The 11,825-nt window shown below is 70.4% G+C and carries 15 protein-coding genes and 1 pseudogene; 7 read left to right on the top strand and 9 right to left on the bottom strand.

From position 1 onward, the window contains the following. The 8 genes from C1I98_RS26075 to C1I98_RS26110 all read right to left on the bottom strand — a co-directional run. Positions 1–616, bottom strand: a 616-nt coding sequence (locus C1I98_RS26075; protein ID WP_111170068.1) for a class I SAM-dependent methyltransferase, incomplete at its 3' end; no start/stop codon positions are given. 161 nt (positions 617–777) lie between these two features. After that, positions 778–1,212, bottom strand: a complete 435-nt coding sequence (locus C1I98_RS26080; protein ID WP_111170069.1) for a VOC family protein — start codon at positions 1,210–1,212, stop codon at positions 778–780. Further along, the gene (locus C1I98_RS26085) at positions 1,206–1,445 is read right to left on the bottom strand and encodes a DUF2283 domain-containing protein (RefSeq protein WP_111170070.1); all 240 of its coding nucleotides are present in this window, start codon (positions 1,443–1,445) and stop codon (positions 1,206–1,208) included. Before C1I98_RS26085 ends, C1I98_RS26080 begins: the two co-directional genes overlap by 7 nt. Next, entirely contained in the window at positions 1,442–1,936 is a 495-nt protein-coding gene (locus C1I98_RS41710; RefSeq protein WP_158558183.1) for a hypothetical protein, read from the bottom strand. The genes C1I98_RS26085 and C1I98_RS41710 overlap by 4 nt, the downstream gene beginning before the upstream one ends. A 353-nt stretch (positions 1,937–2,289) precedes the next feature. After that, positions 2,290–2,607, bottom strand: coding sequence for a sigma-70 family RNA polymerase sigma factor family protein (locus C1I98_RS26095; RefSeq protein ID WP_111170072.1), 318 nt, complete (start codon positions 2,605–2,607; stop codon positions 2,290–2,292). 21 nt (positions 2,608–2,628) lie between these two features. Beyond that, positions 2,629–3,474, bottom strand: a complete 846-nt coding sequence (locus tag C1I98_RS26100; RefSeq protein ID WP_111170073.1) for a carbohydrate ABC transporter permease — start codon at positions 3,472–3,474, stop codon at positions 2,629–2,631. Next, complete coding sequence (locus C1I98_RS26105) at positions 3,471–4,340, bottom strand: carbohydrate ABC transporter permease (RefSeq protein ID WP_111170074.1); 870 nt, start codon at positions 4,338–4,340, stop codon at positions 3,471–3,473. Before C1I98_RS26105 ends, C1I98_RS26100 begins: the two co-directional genes overlap by 4 nt. After that, on the bottom strand, positions 4,340–5,599 hold the full coding sequence (locus C1I98_RS26110) for an ABC transporter substrate-binding protein (RefSeq protein WP_111170075.1): 1,260 nt from the start codon (positions 5,597–5,599) through the stop codon (positions 4,340–4,342). Before C1I98_RS26110 ends, C1I98_RS26105 begins: the two co-directional genes overlap by 1 nt. 130 nt (positions 5,600–5,729) lie before the next feature. On the opposite strand from C1I98_RS26110, the gene C1I98_RS26115 reads away from it, so the two are divergent. From C1I98_RS26115 to C1I98_RS26135, 5 genes are all read left to right on the top strand, one after another. Then, a complete protein-coding gene (locus C1I98_RS26115) occupies positions 5,730–6,473 on the top strand; it encodes a GntR family transcriptional regulator (RefSeq protein WP_233508191.1) in 744 nt (247 codons plus the stop codon). 96 nt (positions 6,474–6,569) lie between these two features. Further along, the gene (locus C1I98_RS26120; protein WP_111170076.1) at positions 6,570–7,985 is read left to right on the top strand and encodes a PTS ascorbate transporter subunit IIC; all 1,416 of its coding nucleotides are present in this window, start codon (positions 6,570–6,572) and stop codon (positions 7,983–7,985) included. 21 nt (positions 7,986–8,006) lie between these two features. Continuing rightward, positions 8,007–8,309: a PTS sugar transporter subunit IIB gene (locus C1I98_RS26125; protein WP_111170077.1), complete on the top strand. Its 303-nt coding sequence runs from the start codon at positions 8,007–8,009 to the stop codon at positions 8,307–8,309. Continuing rightward, entirely contained in the window at positions 8,306–8,755 is a 450-nt protein-coding gene (locus C1I98_RS26130; RefSeq protein ID WP_158558184.1) for a PTS sugar transporter subunit IIA, read from the top strand. Before C1I98_RS26125 ends, C1I98_RS26130 begins: the two co-directional genes overlap by 4 nt. After that, positions 8,756–9,484 (top strand): SIS domain-containing protein, encoded by a 729-nt coding sequence (locus tag C1I98_RS26135; protein ID WP_111170079.1) that lies wholly within the window; start codon positions 8,756–8,758, stop codon positions 9,482–9,484. Between the two features lie 309 nt (positions 9,485–9,793). On the opposite strand, the pseudogene C1I98_RS45370 reads toward C1I98_RS26135, so the two are convergent. Further along, positions 9,794–10,024 (bottom strand): annotated as a pseudogene (locus tag C1I98_RS45370) (ATP-binding cassette domain-containing protein); the annotation flags it as partial. A gap of 80 nt (positions 10,025–10,104) precedes the next feature. On the opposite strand from C1I98_RS45370, the gene C1I98_RS26145 reads away from it, so the two are divergent. Together C1I98_RS26145 and C1I98_RS26150 are read left to right on the top strand one after the other, a co-directional pair. After that, a complete protein-coding gene (locus C1I98_RS26145; protein ID WP_111170080.1) occupies positions 10,105–10,818 on the top strand; it encodes a MerR family transcriptional regulator in 714 nt (237 codons plus the stop codon). A 37-nt stretch (positions 10,819–10,855) separates the two neighbouring features. Next, positions 10,856–11,825 (top strand): epoxide hydrolase family protein (locus tag C1I98_RS26150; protein ID WP_111170082.1); only part of this gene is annotated, 970 nt, incomplete at its 3' end.

Raw genomic sequence — 11,825 nt, forward strand, 5'->3', positions numbered from 1 at the left:
GCCGTACCGGCGGCACGATGCCCCGCGCCACCCCCTCCGGGTGGATGTCGGCGATCACCAGGCTGCCGCCGGGGCGCAACACCCTGGCGAACTCGGCCAGCACCGGCACCAGATCCGTTACGTGGGCCAGCGCCAGCGAGCACACCACCAGGTCAACGGCGTCGTCGGCCACCGGAAGCCCGGTCAGGTCGCCCTCGCGGAACTCGGCCCCGGGCACCCGCGTCCGGGCGTGCGCCAGCATGTCGGGCGAACTGTCCACCCCGATCACCCGGTGCCCGCGCTCCGCGAGCAGCCCGGCGATCCGCCCGGTGCCACAGGCCGCGTCCAGCGCGTCGCCCACCGGCAGCGGGCCGATGAGCTCCTTGATGTACGGCTCGTCGAGGTCGAACGCCGAGTTGGGCCCGTCGTAGGTGGCCGACCAGATGCGGTACCCCTCGACCGTGTCCACCCGGACGGCATCGACCCCGGCATCGGCCAGGGCCTCATCGTCGAGCAGCCGTCGGATCTCGGCGAAGCGCCGCTCGACGAACGCCCGGTCGTGCTCCCCGGTGAAGGACCGCATCAGCGCGATGCCTTCGAGCCCGAGTACGTAGGCCAGCGGATGCTCATGAATCACCGGCGCGACGCTACCGACGCTCCGGGCACGATCGCCACTGGTTATCTCCAGGCCGGAATCACATGCTCAGCCAGGCGATCACGTCGGCCTTCTCCTCGGCGAAGATGTACTCGGATTCCACGTTCCGGCGGACGATACCGATATGACCGGCACGTACGACCTCACTTGGTAGAGAGATCATCGAGCTCGAAGCCGAAGGCCACCATGTCGATGCGGCGCTCCGCTTCCCACCTTATTGCGAGGTGGTGAGACTGGAGTCCGCTCGGGTGGGAGTACGGGCGGGCCATGTCGCTGTCCTCGACCGGGACCACCTGGGCGACCTCGGACAAGCCCCAGTTCAGCTTTTCCGGGTGTTCGAGCATGGACGGGTTGAGCGCATTGCTGAGGTGCATCTCCTGGACCAGTAGCGCCCGCACGACGACGATATGAGGGCGGCTGCCGAGGTCGTCGCGAATCCGCGTCCCGTCCCAGACGTAATCGAACGACACCTCGATCGAGGTGCCGTAGTGCGCCCATCCGACATCGGTGATGATGCATTCCCCGAAGTTCTGGTAGTCGGCGAGGGCCGCGCGGATGGCCGCCGGATCGGTCAGCATCGGTCGATTCGCTCGGCGGAGTCCAGGAGATGCGCGGGGAGCTTGGACCTGGCATCGAGGACTTCGACGCCGATCAGTCGCCCGGATTCGTCGAAGTCCAGATTGATCATGCCGTCCACGGCCACCGGGTCGCCGGGGTACATCCAGGCCACACGCGCCTCCGTGTCGTCCTGGTTCAGATAGATGTAAGCGGCATTGGCCTTCGCGTCGTAGGTGACCCTTAATGACGTCATTCGGCGTAGAGGACGGCGAGGCTGGCCTCGCCCTGGTCGAATTCGGAAAGGAGTTCGTCGAGCGGGGCCGGGCCCGCGTGGTCGATCAGGAGGACCGCCTGCTTCTCCCCGTCCACCACCTCCGGGACGAAGTCGGTCACCAGCTCGCGGCGGAGCAGGGTGACCCGGTCGTCGTCGGCGGCGTCGGACGGAAGCCCGGCGAGATGGTCGCGCAGGGAGTCGGCGCGGTCGGTGAGGTCGTGGTCGAGTACCTTGCGGGAGGCGGTGAGGCTGACCGCGAGGCGTTCGCCGGTGCGTTCGTAGCGGGCCGACAGGTCGGCCGGGAGCAGGTAGAAGACGCCCTCCTCACCCTCGTGACCCCGGTTGAGCAGTACCGAGACCATGCGCTCGCCAGGGTCCTGCGAGGTGAGGTCGAGCGCGAGCAGTACCCCGATGTCGTCCGGGCCGAACGGTGGAACCGCGGTGATCCACATGCGTGCCGAGTCATCCATGATCGGCATTTAACCGCACTGTGGCCGGACCCGGACGCGCTCCGCGCTCGTGTCGTCAAGCCGATACCGACACCGTCAGTACGGTGGCCAGGCAGATCAGCTCCGCCGGGCCTGTGACACGCACCCAGTAGCGTGATCAGTCCCGCGACCTCTCCTGGCCACACCGCGTCGCTCGCGAGCAGCGGCACCGCCGACACCTCGTTCACGAACGCCCCGGCGATGTCCGGCCCCTTGCCGATCGCGAAGTGCCGGACACCGTGCAGCCGTACCGTGACCGACTCCCACTCCTGGGCCTGGTGGTCGCGCCGAAGCCGACCGAGTCGAGGAAGCCGCCCTCGCACCTGCCCAGCACCTCACGCCTCCGGGACGGCGAGGTCGAGCGCGGCCAGCCGGGCGGGGTCGCCGATCACGTCGATCTCGGTGATCAGGCCGTCCGTGACCGTGAACGTCAGCACCAGGCAGAGCCGGCCGTGCCGGAGCATCGCCAGCCCCGGCAAACCGTTGACCAGGGCGAGTCCGGTGAACTGGGCACGGCTCGCGGCCGCCGTGGCGCTCTTGGCGACAGTCTGGGCACCACGGACGACAACCGGCCGCGCCTTGGGCACGGCCAGGGCGTCGGCGTGTAGCACCACGTCGGGGTGGAGCAGGCTGATCAAGGGCCTGGTGGCCACCGCTCCCGCCAGGTAACAGGCTCAGCCCTTCGCCGAGCCCAGGGTGAGCCCGGCCACGAAGTGCTTGTGCAGCAGTTGGAAGACCACCAGCGTGGGCAGCGCCACCAGCAGCGAACCGGCGGCCAGCAGGTTGTGGTCGGTGAAGAACTGGCCGCGCAGGTTGTTCAGCGCCGAGGTGATCGGCAGCTTGTCGCCGGAGGTCATCAGCACCAGCGCCCACAGGAAGTCGTTGTACATCCAGGTGAACTGCAAGGTGCCGAGCGCGGCCAGCACCGGGCGGCACAGCGGGAGGGTCAGCCGCCAGTAGCGCCGCCACACCCCGGCCCCGTCCACCAGCGCGGCCTCGGTGATCTCGATCGGGATCGTGCGCATGAAGTTGGCCATCACGAACACGCAGAACCCGAACTGGAAGGCCACATGGATGAGGATCAGCCCGAGGTAGGAGTCGTAGAGCGACATCGAGTCCGACAGCCACCAGGGCAGCGGGACCAGCGTGTAGAGGCTGTAGAGCGGGGTGATGAGCACCTGCGGGGGCAGCAGGTTGCCCGCCGTGAACACGATCAGTAGGGTCCGGCGGCCGGGGATGGGCAGTTTGGCCACGGCGAACGCGGTGAAGGACGCGAGCAGCAGGGTGAGCGCCAGCGCGGGCAGCACCACGATCAGCGTGTTCAGGTAGTACTTCGGCAGCTCGGCCTCGGTCCAGGCGCGGGCGTAGTAGTCGAGCGTCAGCGACTCGGGCGGGGAGAAGTAGCCGAGCCTGGCGGTCTCGGCGTACGGGCGCAGCGAGGCGTACACCGCGAGCGCCAGCGGCAGCACCCAGCCCAGCGCGACCAGGCCCAGAAAGGCGTGCAGCGCCGCCCGCTTCACCGGTCCTCCCGGAAGATCTGCGACAGGTAGACGACGATGAACCCCGTGGAGATCACCAGGAGGATCACCGCGATGGCCGAGCCGAAGCCGATCCGCGCCGCCTCGCCCACGATGTTCTCCGTGACCAGCACCGACAGCAGTTCCAGGCCGTTGCGGCCCTTGTTGATCGCGTACACGATGTCGAACGCGCGCAGCGCCTCGATCACCGTGATCACCAGCACGATCACGTTGACCGGGCGCAGCGCCGGGAAGACGACCTTGAAGAACGTCTGCCCCTCGCCCGCCCCGTCGATGGCCGCGGCCTCCTTCAGCGCCGGATCGACGGACTTGAGCCCGGCCAGGTAGATGATCATCACGTAGCCGGTGTGCCGCCAGCCCGCGGCCGGCATGACCACCCACAGGTTGATCGAGGAGTCGCCCAGCCAGTCGGTGGTCAGCCCGGTCACCGCGTTGAGCACGCCGTAGTCGGCGGAGAAGACGAGCTGGGCGATGAACCCGACCACCGCCAGGGACAGCACGACCGGGAGGTACAGCGCGTTCTGGTAGACCCGGGACAGGCGCAGCCGCCGGTCCAGCAGCACCGCGCACAGCAGCCCGAACGGCGCGGCGATCAGCGCGAGGAAGCCCAGCCAGAGCAGGTTGTTGCGGACCGCGGGCCAGAACGGCGGATATTCGGCGGCGAGGTCGGCGTAGTTGCCGCCGCCGATCCAGCGCGGCCGTTCGATGCCGTCCCAGTCGGTGCCGGACAGTGCGACGGAGGCGAGCGCCGGTCCCCAGATCAGGGCCAGTTCGAGGGCGACGGCCAGGCCGAGGCCCACCGCGATGACGGCCCGGTCCCCGGCCGAATAGCGCCTGTTGGGGGCCATCAGCGGAAGATGTTCGTCTTCTGCGCCTCGATGTCCCGCAGCAGGGCGTCGATGTCGTCCGGGCGGCCGATGAACCGCTGCAACGCCGGGATCATCACCGTGGAGGCGAAGTCGGGCCGGGTGTCGCGGTCCAGGAACTGCGCGATGTGGCGGGCCCCGGACACCAGGTCCGCCCCGCGCTGCTGCAAGGGGGTGTAGCCGCGGGTGTCGGCCTTGGCGCTGCACGCGAGCGTGCCGGGGTCGAGTTCGGTGGCGATGTTCTGGGAGGAGGCGGCGGCGAGGTGTTCGAGCAGCGCCTTGGCCCCTTCGACGTTGCGCGCCTTGGCGGAGATCATGTAGCCGTCGATCGGGGCGTCGATGGCGTCGGTGCCGTACTTCGGGTTGATCTCCGGGAAGGTGAAGAGGTCGAGGTCGTCCAGCTCGCGCGGGGGGAACTGCTGGGCGACGAACATCCCGAGCAGGTACATTCCGGTCTGGCCGCGCGCCAGCGACTGCGCGGCCTCCTGCCAGGTGCGGCCGAGCGCGGCCGGCTGGTGGTGGGTCAGCAGCCCGCGCCAGGTGTCGAAGACGGCCTTGACCCTGCGGTCGGTCCAGGACTCCTTGCCCGACATCAGCGAGATGTGGAAGTCGTAGCCGTTCAGGCGCATGTTCAAGATGTCGAAGGTGCCCATCGCGGGCCAGCCGTCCTTGTCGGCGAACCCGATCGGGATCAGCCCGTCGCGTTTCATCCGCCCGGCCAGCGCGGTCAGCTCGTCGAGCGTCTTCGGCGGCCGGTAGTCCCGGTCCGCCCACACGCTCTTGCGGTAGAAGACCGCCCACGGGTAGTAGGTGAACGGCACGAAGTACTGTCTGCCGTCGGCGGCGGAGGAGGCGGCCTTGAGTGCGGGGGTGTAGTCGCCGCCGATCCGCCGCCACACGTCGGAGACGTCGGTGGCCAGGCCCTGTTCGGCGAAGAACCGCATCCGGTAGCCGGAGAACCAGGTGAACACGTCGTCGGGCGTGCCGCGCAGGTAGCGGTTGATGTTCTCCTGGAAGGTGTTGTGGTCGACCGTGTCGATCCGCACGGTGGCCCCGCCGAAGCCGTCGACCACCTGCTGCAACGCCTTCTTGGGGACCGCGTCGGAGGCGTTGGACCCGACGGTGACCGTACCCGCGCCCGAGCCGCCCGGCGGCCCGCCGCAGCCGGCCGGCGCGGCGGGGACGCAGAAGGCCGCCGCGCCGAGCAGCGCCCCGCGGCGAGTGATCATCGGCTGGCCCATCGACGGCTCCTCCACCTGACACCCCGTTGTCACGGAGAGCTGTTCCCCGGTAGCGATGTGCTGATCCAAGGAATGCCCAAGTGGTATTGACCAATATGCCGGATAGTTCCTACTGTGGGCGGTAGTGAACATGATGGAGGTGGCCGGAGTGCGGTCCGCCGACGAGCCGCAGGTGCGGACGAAACGCGGCGCGGTGCGCATCGCGCTGCTGGCGATGCTCGACGCCATGCGGCCGGGCGACGCGCTGGCCCCCGAGCGCGGCCTGGCCCAGGAACTCGGCGTCTCCCGGCCCACGCTGCGCGGCGTGATCGACCAGCTCGTGGCGGACGGACGGCTGCGCCGCAAGCAGGGCAGCGGCACCTTCGTGGCCGAGCCCAAGATCGCGGTACCGCTCACCATCAGCTCGTTCACCGAGGACATGATCCGCAGAGGCATGCGCCCGAGCGGCCGGCTGCTGTCCTTCCGGCGCGGCCCCGCGGGCCCCAAGGTCGGGCGCAGGCTGGCCGTCTCCCCGAGAGAAGAGGTATTTACCATTAGACGCCTGCGGCTCGCCGACGGCGCGCCCATGGCGATCGAGACCCTGTACGTTCCCGGCGACCTGCTCCCGCACCTCACCCGCGACGCGCTCGAAGGCCGCTCGTTCTACGAGCTGCTGCGCGAGCACGGCATCGTGATCGCCTCCGGTACCGAGACGATCGAGCCGACCGTCACCACCCGGGAGGAGTCGGAGGAACTGGACGTGCCCGTGCACGCCCCCGCCTTCCTGTTCAAACGGCTGACCCTCGGCGACGACGGCAAGGCCCTGGAATACGTCAGATCCATCTACCGCGGCGACAGGTATCGAATCGAGCTGGAACTCCGCCCGCCGCACTGAACCCCCATCGGCGATTCGGACGTGGCCCGCCACTCCCGATCAGCGATGATCAGCAACATCCGTCTTCAGGTCACCAAGGACTGAGGTGGACCCACCGTGGACATCGTCAAGAACATTCTCACCTTCCTGGCCGACAACGTGTTCGGCCAGGTCCCCATCCTCATCGGACTGATCACTCTGGCCGGGCTGCTGTTGCAGCGCAAACGGTTCGAGGACACGGTGGCGGGCGCGCTGCGGGCCACGATCGGCGTGGTCATCCTGTTCATCGGCATCGAGGTCTTCACCGGCGGCCTCAGCAGCTTCCAGACCGTGCTGGCCAGCGCCATGGGCACCACCCCGCCCAAGGCCGACCGGACCCTCGCCGACTTCCTGGGCACGCACGGCGGCACGGTCGCGTTGGTGATCACCGTGGCGTTCGCCGTCCATGTGGTGATCGTGCGGCTGTTCCCGGCCGCCCGCTACCTCTACCTCACCGGGCACCTGATGTTCTGGGTCAGCGCGGTGACCGTGGCCTCGCTGGTGACGATCGCGCCGGACGCCGACCAGCTCACCCTGGTGCTGTGCGGGGCGGGGTTCGTGGCCGCGTACTTCACACTGCAACCCCTGTGGATGCGCCCGCTCATGCTGCGGGTGATGCCCGACGACAAGTTCGGGTACGCGCACACCAGCTCGCTGACCGCGCTGCTCACCGGCTTCGTCGCCCGGCCGTTCGGCACTCGTGAGAACCACGACACCGAGAAGCTGAAGCTGCCCCGCCAGCTCTCCTTCTTCAAGGACGTGAACGTCAGCACCGCCCTGATCATCGCGGTCATCATGCTGATCGCGGTGGCGCTGGCCGATGACAAGGTCGTCGGCGAGCAGGCCGCCGCGATGAACGAGAGCCTGTCGCCATGGGTGTGGGCGCTGCTGGTCGCGCTGCGTTTCGCGGGCGGCATCGCGATCCTGCTGTTCGGCGTGCGGATGTTCCTCGCCGAGATCGTGCCCGCCTTCAAGGGCGTCAGCGACAAGGTGATCCCCGGCACCCGGCCCGCGCTGGACGCGCCCACCGTCTTCCCGGTGGCCCCGACCGCGGTGATGTTCGGCTTCGTGGCCTCCACCGCGACGTTCCTGATCTGCCTCGGGATCTTCGCCGCGGCGGGCTGGTTCACGCTGGCCCCGCCGATGATCATGCTGTTCTTCGTCGGCGGCGCGACCGGGCTGTTCGGCAATGTGGTGGCGGGCTGGCGCGGCGCGCTGATCGGCGGGGTGCTGACCGGGCTCATCCTGGCCGTCGGGCAGGCGCTGACCTGGGGACTGTTCCAGAACACCGCGCCGGAGCTGGCCGCGCTGGCCGACCCGGACTGGTACGCCATCGCCTGGCTGCTGAAGGCGGTGGACCCGCTGATCGGCGGGGCCTCGGTGTGGGCGGTGCCGATCGTGGCACTGGCCGCCACCGTGGTGAGCCTGGTGATCCTCGGCCGCAGACACGCCAGGCAGGCCGGCCAGGACACCGTGTCCGCGGCGGAGAAGTAACGACACAGGAGGGGGAATCTGATGGCGCTCGACCGGAGGCTCGACGTCCTCGCCGTGTGCGGGGTGGGCATGGGCACGAGCCTGATGCTCAAGATGACCGCGGAGGACGCGCTGAACTCGCTCGGCGTGGACGCCCGGGTGGAGAACACCGACATCGGAAGCGCCCGGGGGATGAGCCCCGACGTGGTGATCGGGCAGGGCATGCACACCTCCGAACTGGAGGACCTCGCGCCCGTGGTGATCACGGTCAGCGACTTCCTGGACAAGGAGGGGCTGGTGGAGCAGCTGCGCGAGCGCCTGTCCGAGAAGGGGTGGCTGGCGTGACGGTGGTCGGGGCGAGCGACGGGGTACACGCCGCCGACTGGCGGGAGGCGGTACGCGCCGCGGCCTCGGTGCTGGTCGGGGTGGGCGCGGCCGGTCCCGGCTACCCGGACGCGTGCGTACGCGTGGTCGAGTCCAGCGGGCCGTACATCGTGATGGCCAAGGGCCTGGCGCTGGTCCATGCCAGGCCCGAGGAGGGCGGGCTCGCGGTCGGCGTGGGCGTGACCCGGCTGGCCGCGCCGGTGGACTTCGGGCACCCGGACAACGACCCGGTGGACCTGCTGCTCACGTTCTGCACCCCCGACGCGGACTCGCACGTCGCGGCGCTGTCCACGCTGGCCAGGCAACTGCTCGCGGGCCTGGCCGACCGGCTGCGCGCCGCGCCGGATCAGGACGCGCTGGCCGCCGTGCTGCGCGGGGCGGTGACCGGCGACCGGGGGAGGGCGTAGATGGCCGGGCTGGGCGATCGGGTGCGCGGCCTGCTCGACGACCTCGACGCGACGTCCGGCGCGGCGATCGGCGAGGCCGCCGCGCTGCTGCTCGGCTCGATCGAGGCCGGGGGCATCGTGCACGCCGGGGGCGCGGGCCACTCGCTGGCGATGGTCTTCGAGACCTTCTACCGGGCGGGCGGCCTCGCGCCGGTGCGGCCCATGTGGGACGAGCGGGTGCAGCCGCTGGCGGGCGCGCTGCGTAGTACCGACGCCGAGCGCCGCCCGCACCTCGGCCGCTCGGTGGTCGCGGCGTACGAGCCCCGGCCGCCCGACGTGGCCGTGGTGTTCTCCACCAGCGGGCGCAACCCGTACCCGGTGGAGATGGCGCAGGAGTGCCTGGCGCGCGGTGTGCCGGTCATCGCGGTGACCTCGGCCGCCGCCTCCCGCGGCGCCGCCGACCGGGCCGGGGGCACGCTGGCCGGGCACGCCACCGTCGTACTGGACACCTGCGTGCCATCGGGCGACGCCGTCCATCCGCCGGACGCCCCGCGCACGGCGGCGGTGTCCACGATCCTGGCGTCCTACGCGTGGGCCCGGCTGCTGGCCGAGCTGGACGACCTCGCCGCCGCGCGCGGCGTCGAACTGCCCCGCTGGGTCAGCGCCAACGTACCGGGCGGCGACGAGACCAACGCCCGGCTGCTGGCCCGCTACGGCGACCGCATCCCGGAACTGACCATGAACCGCTGACGCGGCGGGCCGCCGCCGGGGACGCCTTCCGACGACCCCGGCGGCCGGCTCACATGGGGCGACGGCCCACACGCCGAGCACGACGACGGTCTCCAGCGGCCGGAACGAGGCCCCGATCTCCGCGGCGGCCAGGCCGTCGGGCGGCAGCGCCGCCCGCATGCCGAGCCCCACCCAGTAGATCGGGAAGACCTGGGCCAGCCACTGGAGCCAGACCGGGAAACCGGTGATCGGGTGGAACACGCCCGACACCGCCACCAGCCCCATGACCGGCAGCATCACGAACCCCAGGCTCTGCGCACTGGTGAACATCGACCCGAGTACGCGCACCTCCCCGGCCGAGCGTTTCCTGAAGCCCTCCAGGATCTCGATCGTGGTGGTCTTGCCTGCGCCGCTGGGGCCGAGCAGGGCCACCACCTCGCCGCGTTCGGCGCGGATGTCGATCCCGCGCAGCACGTCGGCCGAGCCGTAGCGCATGCGCAGGTCATGTGTCTCGAAGGCGGGTCCGGTGCTGGAATGAGAGGGGGATCGCTGGGCTGGCATGCCTTCAAGTGTTCTATTGAAGCGCTAGGTTGAGACTTCAGTGGATATCTCTGGCCATAGGTGCGGATAACCTTAAAATCGTGGGTGATACGGGGCGGGCGCTGCGCCCGATCGATCTGGCGCGCGAGGCGGGCATCTCCGCCCAGCAGGTGCGCAACCACGCCGACGACGGCATCCTGCCGCCCGCCTCGCGCACGCCGTCCGGCTACCGCAGGTTCGAGGCCAGGCACCGGGCGGCCCTGCTGACCTACCGGGCGCTGCTGCGCGGGTACGGGCCGGACGCCGCACAGCGGATCATGCTGGCCGTCCACGCGGGCGACGTGCCGCTGGCGCTCACGGTGGTGAACGCCGAGCACGCCGCACTGCACGAGCAGCGGCTGTCGCTGGAGGCGGCGGGCGCGGCCCTGGCGGCGGTCGCCGAGCAGCCCCCGGACGCGACCGGCGTGCCCCAGGGCGGCCTGCGCATCGGCGAGGTCGCCGCCAGGCTGGGGGTGCGCACGTCCGCGCTGCGGGTGTGGGACGCGGCGGGACTGCTCACGCCGCGCCGCGAGCACGGCACCCGCTATCGCACGTACGGCGAGACCGACCTGCGGGACGCCCGGATGATCCGCATGCTGCGCCAGGGGCGCTACGGATTTCCGCAGATCCGGGCGGTGCTGGACGGGCTGCGCCGTACCGGTGGCGGTGAGGCGCTGCGCGCGGCGATCGACGAGCGCCGCACGGCGCTGCTGCGGCGGACCGCCGCGATGCTGGAGGGCTCGGGGCGGCTGCACGACTACCTCGGCACACTGTAGGACGGGAGCCGTCCGGCACTGCCGCCAGACTGCTCGCATGCAGACACCACGGCCCTATGTGATCGACGTTCCCCAGGCCGACATCGACGACCTGAACCATCGCCTGGCGCGGACCCGCTGGCCCGACCAGTTGCCGGGGGTGGGCTGGACCTACGGCGTGAACCGCGACTACCTTCAGGAACTCGTCGAGTACTGGCGGACCGGGTACTCCTTCCGGGAGCACGCGGCGCGGATCAACCGGCTGCCCCAGTTCACCACCACGATCGACGGGCAGAACATCCATTTCCTGCACGTCCGCTCGCCGGAGCCGGACGCCGCGCCGCTGATCATCACGCACGGCTGGCCGAGCACCGTCTATGAGTTCCTGGCCATGATCGGGCCGCTGACCGACCCGCGCGCGCACGGCGGCGATCCCGCCGACGCCTTCCACGTGGTGGTCCCCTCGGTGCCGGGGTTCGCCTTCTCCGGGCCGACCCGGGAGACCGGCTGGGGTTCCAAGCGGATCGCCCGCGCCTGGGACGAGCTGATGCGCGGCCTCGGCTACGACCGGTACGGCGCGCAGGGCGGCGACTTCGGCAGCATCGTCTCGCCCGAGATCGGCCGGCTGTTCCCCGAGCGGGTCATCGGCGTCCACGTCAACGCGCTGGCCAACGCCTCGACCCCGACCGACCCCGCCGACCTGGATTGGATCTCGCCCGCCGAACGCGAGCTCGCCCGGCGGCAGGAGCAGGACTGGATCGCCCACTCGGGCTATGCGACCCAGATGGGCACCCGCCCGCAGACGCTCGCGTACGCGCTGAACGATTCCCCGGCCGGCCAGCTCGCCTGGAACATCGAATGGTTCGTGGACTGGGACCCGGCCAGGACCGAGCAGGCCCCGGTGGACCGCGACGCCATCCTGACCGACGTGTCGATCCTGTGGCTGACCGGTACGGCGGGCTCGGCGGCCCGGCTGTACCTGGAGGCGGGGGAGGAGGGCTGGGGGGGGCGTCCCGAGCCGTCACCGG

It is taken from the genome of Spongiactinospora gelatinilytica, from assembly GCF_003236385.1.
GTDB classification, from domain to species: Bacteria; Actinomycetota; Actinomycetes; order Streptosporangiales; family Streptosporangiaceae; genus Spongiactinospora; species Spongiactinospora gelatinilytica.

Coding starts and splice junctions, on each gene's coding strand:
- C1I98_RS26115 (WP_233508191.1), top strand. CDS start 5,730: ATGATGGAGGTGGCCGGAGTGCGGTCCGCCGACGAGCCGCAGGTGCGG.
- C1I98_RS26085 (WP_111170070.1), bottom strand. CDS start 1,445: ATGACGTCATTAAGGGTCACCTACGACGCGAAGGCCAATGCCGCTTAC.
- C1I98_RS26135 (WP_111170079.1), top strand. CDS start 8,756: ATGGCCGGGCTGGGCGATCGGGTGCGCGGCCTGCTCGACGACCTCGAC.
- C1I98_RS41710 (WP_158558183.1), bottom strand. CDS start 1,936: ATGGATGACTCGGCACGCATGTGGATCACCGCGGTTCCACCGTTCGGC.
- C1I98_RS26125 (WP_111170077.1), top strand. CDS start 8,007: ATGGCGCTCGACCGGAGGCTCGACGTCCTCGCCGTGTGCGGGGTGGGC.
- C1I98_RS26105 (WP_111170074.1), bottom strand. CDS start 4,340: ATGGCCCCCAACAGGCGCTATTCGGCCGGGGACCGGGCCGTCATCGCG.
- C1I98_RS26110 (WP_111170075.1), bottom strand. CDS start 5,599: ATGGGCCAGCCGATGATCACTCGCCGCGGGGCGCTGCTCGGCGCGGCG.
- C1I98_RS26080 (WP_111170069.1), bottom strand. CDS start 1,212: ATGCTGACCGATCCGGCGGCCATCCGCGCGGCCCTCGCCGACTACCAG.